The organism is Bacillus marasmi, assembly GCF_902168435.1.
Classification (GTDB): Bacteria; Bacillota; Bacilli; order Bacillales; family Cytobacillaceae; genus Bacillus_BU; species Bacillus_BU marasmi.
In genome coordinates this window covers 1-15,206 of record NZ_LR656180.1, presented here as the reverse complement: position 1 = coordinate 15,206, position 15,206 = coordinate 1, and the positions used below count along the sequence as shown (strand labels likewise).

Below are 15,206 nucleotides of genomic sequence, written 5' to 3'. Positions count from 1 at the left end.
CGGACCATAAGGATAAAGGGGTCTAAGAGTCTGGAAATGGTATCAAAGGATTTTATTAAGGTTTACTAAGGTGAATTTTTTTAGACCAGCGAAAATGAATTAATACATTAACGTTTTATTGATCTAAAGTAACAAATACCTTAGTATTCTTGTATAACTGCAAAAGCATTAAGGCTCATAAAAAATGTCCCTCGAACCGAGGAGTGTTTAAATGAGAAGGGGTTCATTTCTTGTATTCTAAATAGTGCTAAAAGAAATAAAAATATCCAACGTAAAGAGCTTGGGATATGAACCCAAGCTCCATAATATTTAAAGAAATTTTATACATTCTTTAAGTTCTTTAGTGGTAAAAATCTTAGTTTTATAATTATTGATATTCTCAATAATAAATTCTATTGCTTCCCGAGTTCTTGCTTCTTGTAAATCCAAATTAATTAATTCTAATAATTTTTTTGTTTGATTAATACAGTTGCTTGAACTAAATAAATTACGTATTTCTGGTTGAGACATATATTTAATTAAAGTGTTAATCTGTTGTGAATTAAATAGTTTTATTAACTCATCATATATTGGTTGTGCCCCTGGTGAAACACCACCACAATAATTTACCCCATTGCCGATTCTACAAATCATTATAGTCTTAATCAACTTATCCTTGATGTTAGGTAGAATGTTACTTTCCTCTACGATATACTTTTTAATTTGTTTAATAATTGGAACTTCATGATGGAAATTATCCCACCCATTATGTGCATCAATTAAGCGGTCAAGTAGAGAGTTTAATTCCCTACATCTTGTACCTTCACTTTTAAAAGCTAGGCCATTACATTTCTCAAGGAAACTATTACCTAGAGCAAGAGATTCCTCGTCCAAATTTACGTCAAAATGGTCTAATTTAAATCCAATTTCATATTTTTTATTCTCGGGGCTAACATCCCAAACCACTGGGGCTAATTTAAGAATGTTATCTCTTACATTAGGTGATGTGTTCTTTTTTGTAAAAATACTAAACAATGTAATTAACAAATTTCCGGAAATTCTTGTATTTTGTTTTTTCAAATTTTCTTTAATATGCTCTATACGAGTTTCATCAATTACTAATTGTTCATTTTTTAAATTCACAATTAGTTGTTGTACAAATATAGCTGCTTCCGAAGGCCGATCATCTATAACATCCTTAACACATGTTTCAAGCCATCCCAAGAGCTCAAATGTTTTTATCGACTCCATCGTTGGATGTGATGCTCCAATGTTATTTCTCATAAATAAAATATGCTTTAGTTTTTCATGAAGAATGTCAGAAATTAATTCAAGTTTTCTACAAGTATCAATTAAAGTATTATCTTTAATTGAACTTAAATCTTCATATGTAGAATAAGTTTCTCTTAAGTCTCCGCCAACAGCGGCATCGAAAAATAATTCTAAACCATAGACATTTACTTTGCCCCTTAATGAAAGTACTACTTCATTCCATAAGTAATTTAAAGCGGCATCATATAAACCTATCGCAGAACTAGCAACAAACTTCGATAAATAAATAGCATCACGTTTGCTTTGAGGTGAAAGTTCTTGAATCGCTTCTGGTAAATTAGTACCCATAATTTTTCTTTCTCTATTAGAAGCAATGATGCCCTCATGTGGAAGTCCTAGTGTTTTTAAATAGTCTTCAAAATTTTGTAAATCCATTAATGAACGACTTTCATTATTGCCTTCAATTAATTCATGTTTTTCATTGCTCACCTTTAATCTCCTCCTTATTAACTGTATAGAAATATTAATTCTCTTGCCATTTTACAACAGGACGCTCTATATAAAAACATTTTTTGTGTTAAAAAATGGAAGTGCGGAATGCCATTCAATAATAGCCAAATATTCTTTAACAACGAAACTAGGCAGTAGTTCAATCAGCTTACGTTTATTTTTAGTTACTTCCTCGGAAACTGATTGGGTAAAAACCTTAAAATAAATTTACAGCTATTTCTCTGTAAGAATGGTTAGCAGATACTGAATTTGGTATATTTAAATTGGACAAATTTACATATATTACAAACACACAAAAAGGAGAATACATATGGCTCGACTTACACTTCAACAACTCGAATCCCACCTTTGGGAGTCTGCAAACATCCTAAGAGGTTCCATTGATTCATCCGATTATAAAAATTACATATTTGGTTTGCTTTTTTTAAAACGCTTGAATGACGTATTTGTTGAAACCGCTAAACGAATCGAAGAAGAAGAGGGCGACGACTACGGCTGGTATGACCATGATGAACATCAGTTTTTCGTTCCAGAACGCGCAAGGTGGGTTCATATTCAGTCTTTAACGCAAGATATAGGCGATGCCATTAACAAGGCATTTGAAGCCTTAGAAGAGGAAAACGCTTCTCTACAAGGGGTCTTGGCTACAATTGACTTCAATGATAAAGAGAAGCTGCCAGACCGATTACTGCTCCAATTAATAAGCCATTTTTCTGCGATTGATTTAAGCAATGCGAACTTATCTGAACCCGATATGCTTGGTCGTGCTTATGAATATCTCATTAAGCAATTCGCTGACGATGCTGGCAAAAAGGGCGGAGAGTTTTATACGCCAAGCAAAGTCGTTGAACTAATAGTAAAACTAATCAAGCCAGAAGAGGGCATGAGAATCTGCGATCCGACAGCTGGCTCAGGTGGTATGCTCATTCAATCTGTCGATTACATAAAATCAAAGGGTGGAAACCCACGAAACCTAACTTTACATGGCCAGGAACGAAACCTAAATACATGGGCAATCTGTAAAATGAATTTGCTACTCCATGGTTTAAGTGACCACCGAATTGAAAAAGGTGATACGATCCGCGAGCCTAAGTTACTTGAAGGTGGAGAGTTAATTCTATATGATCGTGTGATTGCTAATCCACCGTTTTCCTTAAGTAATTGGGGTAGAGAGGAAGCTGAGAGCGATGAATACGGTCGGTTCCGCTTCGGTATACCTCCAAAGGATAAAGGTGACTTTGCATTCGTTCAACATATGGTGGCAGCTTTAAATCATGAAGGAAAAGCTGGTGTCGTCATGCCGCATGGGGTTTTGTTCCGCGGTGGTGCGGAAGGCAAAATACGCCAGGGATTGCTTGAAGAGGATCTCGTTGAAGCAGTTATTGGATTGCCTACTAATCTTTTTTATGGAACAGGAATACCAGCTTGTATCTTGATTATGAATCGGAACAAGGAAGAAAACAAAAAAGGGAAGGTGTTCTTCCTAAATGGGTCTGAGGATTATCAAGAAGGTAAGAATCAGAACACGCTTCGAGACCAGGACATTGAAAAAATTGTTTCTGCTTATAATAAGTGTGATGGGGTCGAGAAATATTGTCGGCCTGTAAGAATTGACGAGATAAAAGAAAATGATTACAACCTCAATATTGCTCGTTATATTGATACAACAGAAGAAGAAGAGCAAATTGATTTAGTATCAGCAATTGCAGAACTTAGAGGTTTAGAAGCAGAACGTGATACTAACGAAAAAAATATGTACGATTTTTTAAAGGAGTTGGGCTACCTTGAATAATAAAAATATAGGTATCTCAAATGAGTGGTACCATGCTCCGCTTGAAAAGTTTTGTGAGTATATAACTTATGGGTTTACTAATCCAATGCCAACCACTACTGAAGGACCATATATGGTCACTGCAAAAGATATTAATAAAGGTAAAATTCAATATAAAACAGCTAGGAGGACATATTTAGAGAAGTTTAATAAGGATCTAACTCCCAAAAGTAAACCTGGAGTTAATGATTTGCTCATAACGAAAGATGGAACATTAGGTAGAATGGCTATAGTAGATAAAGAGAATATATGCATTAATCAATCGGTTGCTGCTATAAGACTTCATCTAGGGCTTGTTGATGTGACTTTTATGTATTACCTATTAACATCACCTATGATGCAACAAAGGATTATGTTGGACGCTGGGGGTTCAACAATTAAACACATTTATATTACTAAGTTAGGAAAAATGGATATTAAGTTACCAATGGCGAAAAGTGAACAAAAAAAAATTGCATCTGTTATTTCATCAGTCGATAGGGTTATTGAAAGTACTGAAGAAATAATTGAACAAACAGAAAAAATAAAAAAAGGGCTAATGCAGCAGCTTCTTACAAAAGGGATTGGGCATACAAAATTTAAGAAAACTGAAGTTGGTGAAATACCAGCAGAGTGGAACTTGAAAAAAGTTGGTGAAATCTCCAATGTCATTAGAGGTGCAAGTCCACGCCCCAAAGGTGATCCGAGATTTTACGGTGGGGAAATTCCGCGATTAATGGTCGCAGATGTTACTCGGGATAAAAAGTATATTACACCAAGAATTGATTTTCTAACAGAAGAAGGTGCAAAAAGAAGTAGACCAATGAAAGCAGGTTCTTTGGTGGTCGTATGTAGCGGGACGGTGGGAATACCTGGAATTTTGGCAGTAGACGCTTGTATTCATGACGGCTTTTTAGGTATTAGTGAAATATCGGAAGTCTGTACAGAGGAATATTTATTTTATTGTTTTACATCATTAAAGGATAAACTTGACGCTTCTGCAACTCACGGGGGGGTGTTCACAAATTTAACTACAAGTATAATGAAAGACTTTAAGATAACGCTTCCACCTAAAAAAGAACAATATCAAATTGTTAGTATTCTTAGTTCCGTGGATAAAAAGGTTCAGAATGAGCAAGAAAAATTAAAGAAACTTAAAAATATAAAAATAGGTTTAATGCAAGATCTTCTTACAGGAAAGGTTCGAGTAAAGGCTGATGAAGAAGAGGTGACACCCTCATGACAACTACCAGCGATTGGAACGAAAAGACTCTTGTAGAAGATCGCTTAATCAATCAATTAAAGGGATTGGGCTATGAGCATATTATTGGCTCTTCTCTTGATTCTGAACGCAACTCACAATCGGACGTACTACTAAAGGGACGGTTAGTTCGAGGAATTCAAAAATTGAATCCTTGGATTGACGAGAACAATCTGAATAAGGTTTTACGCTCCATAACTCATATTTTATCGACCAACTTAATGGAAGCGAACCAATCATTTCATGAAAACCTCATCAATATGATTTCAATCCAGCAAGATCTCGGTAAGGGAAAAAAGAACCAGACTGTTAGAATAATCGATTTCGAGCGACCGGAGAACAATGAGTTCCTAATCGTCGACCAATATTCGATAACGAATGCAAGAGGAACTATTAGACCGGATCTCGTAGTTTTTGTAAATGGATTGCCTTTAGTAGTGATCGAATGCAAAAGTCCTACCTTATCTCCAGATGAACAAATAGGGCAAGGAGTAAAGCAGCTATTACGCTACCAGGAGCAATGTGAGCAGCTTTTTTACTACAATCAGATTCTAATAGCAACGAGTAACGATCGGGCTAAAGCTGGAACCATAGGAGCTAGAGCGCAGCATTTCGGGGAATGGAAGGATCCATATCCTCGTACTGTTGCCGAAATCGGGGATAATCCATCAACACAAGATGTATTAGCTACCGGAATGTTAACAAAGGAAAACCTACTTGACCTCATCCAGAACTTTATTGTTTTCGAACCGGTTGAAGGGCGTACAATAAAGAAATTAGCACGTTATCAGCAATACAGAGCCGTAAATAAGGCCATCAGCCGCATCATTCATGCGGATAATCCTCAGCATCGTGGGGGTGTTGTTTGGCACACTCAAGGAAGCGGAAAGTCATTAACGATGGTTTTTTTGGCTGTAAAGCTCCGAAGAATTAAAGAATTAAAGAACCCAACCCTCGTTGTCGTGACTGACCGTAAAGATTTGGATGACCAAATTGCTAACACATTCCGTCGATGCGGCTTTCCAAATCCGCAGCAAGCAGAATCCGTGGCTGACTTAAAGAGATTACTTCAACAAGGTCAAGGAATAACGGTTATGACATTGGTGCAAAAGTTCCAAGAGGGTGCTGAAAAAAGTGGTTACCCGGAGCTAACAAAATCAGAAAATGTCTTTGTAATGGTTGATGAGAGCCATAGAACTCAATATAGCGGTCTAGCTATGAATATGAGAACTGCAATGCCAAATGCCTGTTACCTAGGCTTTACCGGAACGCCCATCGATAAAGAAGATAAGAGCACGATTAAAACGTTTGGAACATACATAGATAAATACACAATTGAGCAAGCAGTTGAGGATGGTGCTACCGTACCGATTTTTTATGAAGCTAGGATGGTTGACCTTCATGTTGAAGGAGATTCTCTTGATGATTTGTTTGATCGGAAATTCCGGGATTATGGAGATGAAGATCGGGAACGTATTAAAAAGAAGTATGTAACGGAGCTGGCAGTAATATCATCACCAAAGCGCATTAAGCGAATCGTGCTTGATATAATCGAACATTATGAAACACATATTAAGCCAAATGGATTTAAAGCCCAAATAGTAGCAGTTACGAGGGAAGCGGCAGTTACATACAAAGAAATGTTTGATCAATTAAGTGACTATGAATCGAAAGTGATTATTTCTGGCGGTCACAATGATGAAGAGAGAATGAGAGCTCACCATATATCCAAGGATGAAGAAAAGAAAATCATTGACCGGTTTAAAAAACCAATGAGTGAGGATCCGCTTTGTTTTATTATCGTATGTGATAAGCTCCTCACCGGATTCGATGCGCCTATCGAACAAGTGATGTATCTCGATAAGCCACTTAAGGAACATAATTTATTACAAGCTATTGCACGGACAAATCGTACATATGATAAGAAAACTTACGGATTAATCGTAGATTATTTTGGAGTTTCGCGTTTCCTTGAAAAAGCTTTAGGCATCTTTGCAGAACAGGATATAAAGGGTGCATTACAGAGCGTCGATACTGAGATTCCTCGATTGCAATCCCGACATCGGAAGGCAATGCGATTCTTTGATTATCTACGAAACGATGATGTAGAAGGCTGCATTCAAGTGTTAGAGCCAGAGGATGTTAGAAATGAGTTTGAAGCAGCATTTAAGAAATTTGCTGAGAGCATGGATATGATCTTACCAAGCCCGAAAGCAAAACCATACTTGAATGATCTTAAGTATTTGGGGAAGATACGTCAGTTAGCAAAGTCTCGTTATCGGGAAGATAGCATGGATATTTCGGATTGCGGTCAAAAGGTAAAAGAACTAATCGAAGAATATCTGTTTGTGAGAAATATTGAGGTGCTGCATGATCCAATCGATATTTTATCCAATAAGTTCGAGAAAAAGTTGGAAGAAACATCGACACCAGAAGCGAAGGCAGCTGAAATGGAGCATGCGATACGACATGAGATCAAGGTTAAAATCGACGAGAACCCTGTTCTTTATATTTCATTAAAGGAACGGTTAGAGGAACTGATTCAGCGTCGGAAAGACCGCCAGATGACCATCGAGGAGCTTTTGGAGGAATATCGCCAAATGGTCAATGAAATGCGAAATACCGCCCAGAAAAGCCAGGAACACGGTTTTACTCGTGAACAATATCCGTTTTTCCAAATGCTTGAGCAGCAGCTTCCAGATGAAGATGACAAGGAAGCATTAAAGGAGCTCACTCACATCATTACTGAGAACATTCAAGACCAGGCTGTACGTGAATGGACAGATAAAGAAGATGTAAAACGAGAAATGCGGAAGAAGATTAAGCGACAACTCCGAGCAAGTAAATGTCCGAAAGAAAAGATTGAGGGTTTGACGCAGCAACTGATGGACTTAGCTGAAGTTCATTATAGACAATAATCACTTTTCCAGAGAGGAAGCTTCTTATGTTTAAGATGAGTGTTCAAATGGAAATGACGGTTGGTCAACTTGATTGGTTATCAAGACCATTTATAAAAAAAGACTACCCGGAGTACCATGTAAAATTTAAATTGAAAATACCAGAAAGCAGTTATTATTCTGAAACTATTTGGCATGGTCATATTCCAGAAGCACATAGGCTCACGAAACCAGATGAAGAATATAGGATTGTACAATTTGAATCAAATGGATTTGAAGGACAAATTGAGGGCTTGGAACTTAGAAAATATTTACTTGACCTTAAGAAAAATATTGAAACGGCAATCAGCGAAATAGGTCTAGATAAGGATCGATTTTTTATTGTAGTGGATTTTAAAGCTGAAGAATTGCCGGATTTGAGGGTGTATTAGCTATAAGTAAGACGCATGGACTTTAATCCAAGCGTCTTTTTAGTTTTTTAAAATTTAGATTAAGGTAAGTAATGGACCGTTAACACGCAACCAATCTTTTCTGTGCTCATAATCCGGAAGTATAGATCTAACAAACCGCCAATATTCTGGTGAATGATCTTGATATTTTAAATGCGCTAGTTCATGTACCAGGACATAATCAATAATCGCCATCGGAGCCATCATAATACGCCAATTCAAGTAAATAGCGCCATCGCTAGCGCAAGATCCCCAACGCTTTTGCTGCTCCTTAATCACGAAATTAGAGGGCTCCAATAACATTTTCGGGCAATATATTTGAAGCCTTTCTTCGACCTTTTTAGATCCGTGTAGGGTATACCACTCTTTAAAACTCAATTTCAATTCATTTTCTTTTTCGCAATCTGACATTTCAGCTGGTATTTCAGCGATAAATCGTCCTTGCCGAAAACTAAGCGTTGATTTCTGTATGTTTTCAAATCTATGTACTTTTAATTTGTAATTTCTACCCAGGTAAGGGAATTTCTCTCCGCTTACAAATTCCTTCGGTTTAGCTGGCACCCCAATTTCGTCGAGTTCGTTTTTCTTTTTAATAATCCAGGGTGCTTTTTTGTAGAGGATTGTTTCAAGGTGTGTTGGCTCAATTCCAATTGGCGCACGCACCTTAATCCCTTCATCCAAACTAACTGAAATGGCTATGTCTTTTCTTTTTTCCTGTAATTCAACTGTATAGCTAAATGATGTTGTCCCATATTGGAAGCTGTGCATGATGATCCCTCCGTTATTAACCACTTCAATTTTATTAATTTTATCGGGCTTGGTCAAACGTCGACCATGGATAATGTTAGATTAGATTTAATCAAGGAATAAAGTTTTGCGACCATATCATGACCATATTTTGACCATAAAACATATATTATGGTTTTTAATCATGTTTTAAAAAAATGAAGAAAGCCTATAATATCAGGCTTTCTTAAGTATCATTTTTTTCCATGTTTCTTCATATTATATATATACATGAAAGAACGTAAAAAATACGGTCTTAAAGGCGCTCGTCGTGCACCTCAGTTCTCAAAACGTTAATTTTTTTCTTTACAAAACCAAGCCTCAGTCATTCGACTGGGGTTTTTTTATTGTTTTGGAAAGTGTAATGGTGTAGAAGCAAAATAAGCGGAAATATTCCTCTTAAACACAGAATGTAGCTCATTTTAGGGGAAATAAGGGGAGATTTTACCGTTAAGCATTGAAAAAACCATTTTTCTTGCTTGTTTTAATTCAATAAGGGGAATTTCTCCGCTTATTGAAGCTGTTTTTAATTCTAAAACAGAATTAAGCGGAATTTCTCCTCCTATTTTGGTATATAACGTTGTCGCTACTTTTCTCTACAATAATCCATTCGTTAGGACGGCATAGGAGTGTTAATTTTTCAGTAGTGTATTCTTAATTTTTCCCAATAAAATTGGAAACATTATGTCTTTAAAAAATTGTATGCCTCCCGTAAGAAGGATAAAGAATACCTTCAAAGGGGTGTAATAGGAAATGACCTTGATAACAACATTTACAGATAAACAGCGAGAAAAACAAATAAAATATGAACGAACCGTATTGCGAGAATTATCGATACAAATGTTAAAAAACAGTGTGAAACACCATTTTGGATCATCGAGAATTGCTTCAAGTGTTTTGATGAAATCCGGAATGGAGGAGGCCTGTTATGATGTTGCCATAGAAGCATATCTGCTAGGAGCAAGAATGAGCCGCTTCGGTTATTATGGTGAGCAATTACAGCAGGTTAAAGAGCGCTGTGATGCCGAACGTAAGCACTTAACTGATACCTTATATAATTTTATTTTGTATTGGGGTCATGGAATGATGGATGAGGGAATTCATAGTGAATCTCTATTTTATATGTGTGAGCAATATGTTGATTCATGGTGGCGAGAAGGGTTTCAAAAAGGGGAAAGACGTCATAAACTCCGCCTTCATTAACATATGTTGTTATAGGTAAGTAGGTGTTTCGTGTTCTAAAGCTCTCTTTTGTCCCATATAGTGAATTATGAGGACAGGCAGGAGGGAGTAGCTCAGCACATGAAACGGAAATTAAAAATCAGTGGATTTGCTCTCGGGCTAATGATTTTATTCTTTATTTTACAATATGATTTTAGGGAAGATGATTCATGGAAATCATGGAACCTCCCCTTAAGTGGGAAAATTGTCCTAATTGATCCAGGACATGGCGGACCAGATGGTGGGGCGGGCAATAAAACCGCGCTCGAAAAGGATATTGCTCTTGATGTGTCGTTAAAGCTACGTGATTATTTGCAGGAACAAGGTGCACTTGTGATGATGACGAGGGAAACTGACCGTGATTTAGCTGAAATAGATACTCGCGGCTATAGTCGAAGGAAAGTTGAAGACTTAAAGGCTCGCCTAAAGATGATTAATGAGTCGGAAGCAGATTTATTTGTCAGTGTGCATTTAAATTCCATTCCTTCACCACGTTGGAGCGGTGCGCAAACCTTCTATGCACCTAAAATACAAGAAAATCAGCGTGCTGCTAAGTTTATACAGGATGAATTAAGAAAAAATCTAGAAAATACCGATCGTAAAGCAAAGTCAATTCATCATGTTTATATATTAAAGCATGCTAAAAAACCGGGAGCGTTAGTAGAAATTGGTTTTCTATCAAATCCGCGTGAAAGAAACAATTTAAAGGAAGAACGCTATCAAGAAAAGGTAGCGGCATCTATTTATAAAGGAATTATTCGATATTTTACGGTTGAAAAAGAACTAAAAGAAGCAGACTAGAAGGTGAGAACCTTCTCTTTTTTTATTTTACGAAATAACAGCTTATAGGTGTTATTAAGTGTGATACAGATAACTGTTCTTTTTTTGAGTTTTGGTATATTATGAATTGGAAACGAATACATAAGGTGGGTGTTTTATTCATGTTAACAGAAGCAAGAGTAATTGAAGTACTTAATGGATTAAAGGAACCTTTTTTACATAAAACGCTTGAGGAAGTAAATGCGATTCTAGAGGTAAAGATTAATGAAGAGAAAGGTCACGTTAGCGTAAAGGTGGCTATTGCAAAAACTGGTACGGCTGAACAGCTACAGCTTCAATCAGAAATCGTTTCCTTGCTTAAACAGGAAGGTGCAAACACAGTTGGCTTACGATTTAGCGAGCTACCTGAAGAAATCCTGGAAAAATTCCGTTCACAATTGGCGCCTGAGGTAGAAGGCTTGCTGTCTCCAACTAGCAAAACAACGTTTATTGCGATTGCAAGTGGTAAAGGTGGAGTTGGGAAATCAACAGTTTCCGTCAATCTTGCAGTATCATTAGCGCGTTTAGGCAAAAAAGTTGGTTTAGTGGATGCTGATATTTATGGCTTTAGTGTTCCTGATATGATGGGAATTACGACTCGTCCAGCTGTGCAAAATGAAAAAATTCTTCCAGTTGACCGATTTGGCGTAAAAGTTATTTCTATGGGCTTTTTTGTTGAAGATAATGCTCCAATTATTTGGCGCGGACCAATGCTTGGTAAAATGCTAAACAGCTTCTTTAATGAAGTTGACTGGGGCGACCTAGATTATTTATTGCTTGATTTACCACCAGGCACAGGCGATGTAGCACTAGATGTACATCAAATGCTACCAGCGTGTAAAGAGGTTATTGTAACAACTCCACATCCTACTGCAGCGTTTGTAGCTGCGCGTGCAGGTGCAATGGCGATTAAGACTGATCATGAAGTCATCGGAGTCGTCGAAAATATGTCCTATTTTGAAAGTGAAAAGACAGGCGAGAAGGAATATATCTTTGGCCGTGGCGGTGGCGATAGGCTAGCTGAAGAGTTACAAACAGAAGTGCTAGGACAGCTGCCTCTTGGACAACCTGATTGGGATGAAGAGGACTTCGCGCCATCAATTTATCAAGAAGATCATAAGCTTGGTAAAATCTATATGGAAATTGCCAAAAACATTATTGAAAAAATCGAAAACTAATGCAAAAAAAATGACAGCTACTAGAATTAGGGGCTGTCATTTTTTTGAAATTTAGGCTTCGTCTGCGCTACCCTCGCCCTTTTTGCCGGTTTTTACTTCGTCAGCTGCTTTTAAAAGAAGGTCCTGTATCTTAGCTTTAAAAAGAGGACTTTCAAATGTTTCACTAACAATTTTCTGTAAATGCTCTCTGTATTCGGTGCTTTTTAATGTATCTTGGACTTCTTTTTGAAGCTCAGGGTCCTTCATGACTTCAACTAGTTTCCCACGATATTCAGGATCATTCATCATATTTTTTAATAAAGTTTCGTTTTCCGTCTTCATGCTTTTGGCCATACCCTCAGCAAATTTAGGGTCTTCATAAGCCTTTTTCCAAAATTCCATGCCCTTATCAGAAGTTAATGTTTGTTCAATCACTTCTTTAACAACGGTTTGATCCATTACCAACTGTTGTTTAATCTTTTCATCAGTGAGTACTTCTTGAATGGCCTTTTTTCCTTCATCGGTTTTTAAAATGTCGACAACCATTTTCTTTGTTTCTTCATAATCAAGTTCTCCACCTTTAGCCTCAGAGTCAGCGCAGCCAGAAATAATAAAGAAAAAGCAAAATGGGAGGAGCAGGTTCGATTTCTTTAACATATATAGGCTCCCTTCACAAAGCAGTTCATACATATAGAATGAGAATCAAGGGCAAATATTATTCATTTAGAGGGTAATATCTAGATTTTTCAAAATTTGGTTGGTACAATCATTAATGAAATAAAACATTTTTCAAAAATATAGGGTAATACTCAGGACTTTTTTGATGTTTACTAATAATTTTCTATGGGGGAAGAACCGTGAATAGCCGTAATTTGGTCAAACTATTTTTTTCAACATTATTAATCGGAGCTTTGACAACAGGGGTAGTTGGTTTTGTCGTACGCTGGGAGGAGTTTGCGCCATCGTTTGCCAATTTTGAAATGCTGGAAATCTTGTCAGTTCTATTTTGGTTAATCGGGATTGGATTTATTTTCAGTTTAGTAAGTCAAATGGGCTTTTTCGCCTATTTAACAGTTCACCGGTTTGGTTTGGGTATGTTCCGAAGTGCGAAATTGTGGAATGCTGTCCAGATCATTTTAATTGGTTTTGTGTTATTTGATCTAGTTTATCTTCGGTATATCTTTTTTGCTGAAAAAGGGGAGAGTTACTTTTCCTATATTGCACTTGCGGTTTTTGTGTTTATCGTGGGGTTAATCTTTGCGTGGCAGAAAGCAAAACAAACGAATAAAGAAGCGTTTATTCCAGCATTATTTTTCATGGTAGTCATTACAATTATTGAATGGATGCCAGTACTACGTGTAAATGAACATAGCTGGTTATATTTAATGCTTATTCCTTTGCTTGCCTGTAATGCATATCAATTACTGGTACTCCATAAACTTAATGAATCATCCCTAATGCAAAGAAAACAAACTGGTAAAGCATAAAACAGAGAGAAGCGGCTATCTTTTAGCTGCTTCTCTTTATTTTTAGTTTATTTCGGTTGACTCTGTCGTTCCGTTGGAAATCATTTGTGAAACCGATACAAATTTAAGTCCTTTTCCACGCAATTCACTGATTATTCCAGGCAATGCTTTTGCGGTTTGTTTGGCCGAATCAGATGCATGTAATAGGATAATGTCGCCATTTTTTGCTTTAGCAACGTTCTTTGTAATTTCAGCCACTCCAGGATTTGTCCAATCCTTTGAATCTAAGCTCCAATGAACGAATGTATAACCATACTGGGAAGCAATTTTTAAAGATCTTTGATCAAAATGTCCTGTCGGGGCACGAACAAGTTCAATATCCTTAACATTTAATTTTTTAAAGGCCGTTTGTGCTAATAAGAGGTCTTTACGTATTTTAGCATCATCCAATTCGGAATAATCCTGGTAGGAATATCCTAATACTCCGATTTCATAGCCTTCCTTTACAATTTTCTCTACAAGGTCAGGATGTCTTTCCGCCCAAGAGCCTGATAGAAAAAATGTAGCGGATTTTACATTTTCCTTCTTAAGCGTGTCAATAATCGGTTCAGCTTTTTCATCGCCCCAACCAATATTAAAGCTCAACGCAACATCCTTTTCCCCTTTATATATTGCTTTTGGCCCGTCTTTAGCTGTAAAAACAGCAAGATGAAAAATATTTTCCATGTACATGAAAAAGGCAGTAAAGAAAGCAGCAATCATAATTAAAAGCAGGTGTTTAATGGTCTTTCCGTTTAATATAAAGAAGAAATTCATCCAAGTCACCTCGTCCCATCGCTCAATCCTATCCTATGCGGTAAATAAGCCGATATGATAATTTGCTAATAAAAAAATCAAATTTGGAAAACACTACAAAAAAATCCAATTTCAACATCAGGAGGAAGGTTTTCATGTTAGGTATGATAATCTCTTGTAAAGAAGAACAAGAAATAAGGTATTTGATTAAGCGAGAAATGGATGAAATTTTATTTGATTTAAATGATCATCGAGTTGATCATAGTGCAAAGAAAGCTATGGAAGAGCGATATACTGTGTTATTTACGCTATTTAAAAGATTAGCTTCTCCAAAGGAATGCTTATACTATATGCCTTCAAAGCGAAAGAAATTAAAAAGAGGATAAATAAATTAATAAAATATGTTGACGATTTTTTAATCCTTTGGTATATTAATAAACGTCGCTGCTGGACATCAACTTTTTGAAAATAAAAAGTGTTGACAAGCATATGACGAAATGGTATATTTATAAAGTCGCCTCTGAGCGACAAGCAACAAATTGCTCTTTGAAAACTAAACAAACAAACGTCAACAATAAACAAATTTTTAGTGTATCTGACTTCGGTCATGAACACTAGCCAACGTAACTTTTATGAGCTAAATCAACTCAACTTTCTTGGAGAGTTTGATCCTGGCTCAGGACGAACGCTGGCGGCGTGCCTAATACATGCAAGTCGAGCGGACTTGAGGGAGCTTGCTCCCGATAGTCAGCGGCGGACGGGTGAGTAACACGTGGGCAACCTG

General features: G+C 36.8%; 13 protein-coding genes, 1 rRNA gene and 1 pseudogene. 11 read left to right on the top strand and 4 right to left on the bottom strand.

All coding sequences use genetic code 11. The features are described 5' to 3' along the window. Positions 1-309 precede the first annotated feature (309 nt). A complete protein-coding gene (locus FXW34_RS19075; RefSeq protein ID WP_147535651.1) occupies positions 310-1,740 on the bottom strand; it encodes a hypothetical protein in 1,431 nt (476 codons plus the stop codon). Positions 1,741-2,071: 331 nt separating this feature from the next. Between FXW34_RS19075 and FXW34_RS19070 the strand changes: the two genes are divergently transcribed. The 4 genes from FXW34_RS19070 to FXW34_RS19055 are packed head-to-tail and all read left to right on the top strand — an operon-like array spanning position 2,072 to position 8,160. After that, positions 2,072-3,553, top strand: coding sequence for a type I restriction-modification system subunit M (locus FXW34_RS19070; protein ID WP_147535650.1), 1,482 nt, complete (start codon positions 2,072-2,074; stop codon positions 3,551-3,553). Continuing rightward, positions 3,546-4,814, top strand: a complete 1,269-nt coding sequence (locus FXW34_RS23205; protein WP_222705338.1) for a restriction endonuclease subunit S — start codon at positions 3,546-3,548, stop codon at positions 4,812-4,814. Before FXW34_RS19070 ends, FXW34_RS23205 begins: the two co-directional genes overlap by 8 nt. Continuing rightward, entirely contained in the window at positions 4,811-7,750 is a 2,940-nt protein-coding gene (locus tag FXW34_RS19060) for a type I restriction endonuclease subunit R (protein ID WP_147535649.1), read from the top strand. The genes FXW34_RS23205 and FXW34_RS19060 overlap by 4 nt, the downstream gene beginning before the upstream one ends. A 26-nt stretch (positions 7,751-7,776) precedes the next feature. After that, the gene (locus FXW34_RS19055; RefSeq protein ID WP_147535648.1) at positions 7,777-8,160 is read left to right on the top strand and encodes a hypothetical protein; all 384 of its coding nucleotides are present in this window, start codon (positions 7,777-7,779) and stop codon (positions 8,158-8,160) included. Positions 8,161-8,214: 54 nt separating this feature from the next. Here FXW34_RS19055 and FXW34_RS19050 read toward each other — a convergent pair whose 3' ends face one another. Beyond that, the gene (locus FXW34_RS19050; protein ID WP_147535647.1) at positions 8,215-8,946 is read right to left on the bottom strand and encodes a M48 family metallopeptidase; all 732 of its coding nucleotides are present in this window, start codon (positions 8,944-8,946) and stop codon (positions 8,215-8,217) included. A gap of 249 nt (positions 8,947-9,195) precedes the next feature. Here FXW34_RS19050 and rpsI point away from each other — a divergent pair. The 4 genes and pseudogenes from rpsI to FXW34_RS19030 all read left to right on the top strand — a co-directional run. Then, positions 9,196-9,261: pseudogene (gene rpsI, locus FXW34_RS19045) on the top strand (30S ribosomal protein S9); the annotation flags it as partial. Positions 9,262-9,717: 456 nt separating this feature from the next. Next, the gene (locus FXW34_RS19040; protein ID WP_147535646.1) at positions 9,718-10,167 is read left to right on the top strand and encodes a YbaK family protein; all 450 of its coding nucleotides are present in this window, start codon (positions 9,718-9,720) and stop codon (positions 10,165-10,167) included. A gap of 99 nt (positions 10,168-10,266) precedes the next feature. Continuing rightward, positions 10,267-10,986: an N-acetylmuramoyl-L-alanine amidase CwlD gene (cwlD, locus tag FXW34_RS19035; RefSeq protein ID WP_147535645.1), complete on the top strand. Its 720-nt coding sequence runs from the start codon at positions 10,267-10,269 to the stop codon at positions 10,984-10,986. 140 nt (positions 10,987-11,126) lie between these two features. Beyond that, positions 11,127-12,182, top strand: coding sequence for an Mrp/NBP35 family ATP-binding protein (locus FXW34_RS19030; protein ID WP_147535644.1), 1,056 nt, complete (start codon positions 11,127-11,129; stop codon positions 12,180-12,182). A 51-nt stretch (positions 12,183-12,233) separates the two neighbouring features. Here FXW34_RS19030 and gerD read toward each other — a convergent pair whose 3' ends face one another. Then, on the bottom strand, positions 12,234-12,818 hold the full coding sequence (gene gerD / locus FXW34_RS19025; RefSeq protein ID WP_147535643.1) for a spore germination lipoprotein GerD: 585 nt from the start codon (positions 12,816-12,818) through the stop codon (positions 12,234-12,236). A 200-nt stretch (positions 12,819-13,018) separates the two neighbouring features. On the opposite strand from gerD, the gene FXW34_RS19020 reads away from it, so the two are divergent. Beyond that, the gene (locus FXW34_RS19020) at positions 13,019-13,648 is read left to right on the top strand and encodes a KinB-signaling pathway activation protein (RefSeq protein ID WP_147535642.1); all 630 of its coding nucleotides are present in this window, start codon (positions 13,019-13,021) and stop codon (positions 13,646-13,648) included. A gap of 42 nt (positions 13,649-13,690) precedes the next feature. Here FXW34_RS19020 and pdaB read toward each other — a convergent pair whose 3' ends face one another. Next, positions 13,691-14,443 carry a polysaccharide deacetylase family sporulation protein PdaB gene (gene pdaB, locus FXW34_RS19015; protein WP_147535641.1) on the bottom strand — a complete coding sequence of 251 codons (753 nt, stop codon included), beginning with the start codon at positions 14,441-14,443 and terminating at the stop codon, positions 13,691-13,693. 134 nt (positions 14,444-14,577) lie between these two features. On the opposite strand from pdaB, the gene FXW34_RS19010 reads away from it, so the two are divergent. Then, positions 14,578-14,808 (top strand): hypothetical protein, encoded by a 231-nt coding sequence (locus FXW34_RS19010; RefSeq protein ID WP_147535640.1) that lies wholly within the window; start codon positions 14,578-14,580, stop codon positions 14,806-14,808. Positions 14,809-15,075: 267 nt separating this feature from the next. After that, a 16S ribosomal RNA gene (locus FXW34_RS19005) occupies positions 15,076-15,206 on the top strand; the annotation flags it as partial.

Coding starts and splice junctions, on each gene's coding strand:
- FXW34_RS19070 (WP_147535650.1), top strand. CDS start 2,072: ATGGCTCGACTTACACTTCAACAACTCGAATCCCACCTTTGGGAGTCT.
- FXW34_RS19010 (WP_147535640.1), top strand. CDS start 14,578: ATGTTAGGTATGATAATCTCTTGTAAAGAAGAACAAGAAATAAGGTAT.
- pdaB (WP_147535641.1), bottom strand. CDS start 14,443: ATGAATTTCTTCTTTATATTAAACGGAAAGACCATTAAACACCTGCTT.
- FXW34_RS19055 (WP_147535648.1), top strand. CDS start 7,777: ATGTTTAAGATGAGTGTTCAAATGGAAATGACGGTTGGTCAACTTGAT.
- FXW34_RS19040 (WP_147535646.1), top strand. CDS start 9,718: ATGACCTTGATAACAACATTTACAGATAAACAGCGAGAAAAACAAATA.
- FXW34_RS19060 (WP_147535649.1), top strand. CDS start 4,811: ATGACAACTACCAGCGATTGGAACGAAAAGACTCTTGTAGAAGATCGC.
- FXW34_RS19050 (WP_147535647.1), bottom strand. CDS start 8,946: ATGCACAGCTTCCAATATGGGACAACATCATTTAGCTATACAGTTGAA.
- gerD (WP_147535643.1), bottom strand. CDS start 12,818: ATGTTAAAGAAATCGAACCTGCTCCTCCCATTTTGCTTTTTCTTTATT.
- FXW34_RS19030 (WP_147535644.1), top strand. CDS start 11,127: ATGTTAACAGAAGCAAGAGTAATTGAAGTACTTAATGGATTAAAGGAA.
- cwlD (WP_147535645.1), top strand. CDS start 10,267: ATGAAACGGAAATTAAAAATCAGTGGATTTGCTCTCGGGCTAATGATT.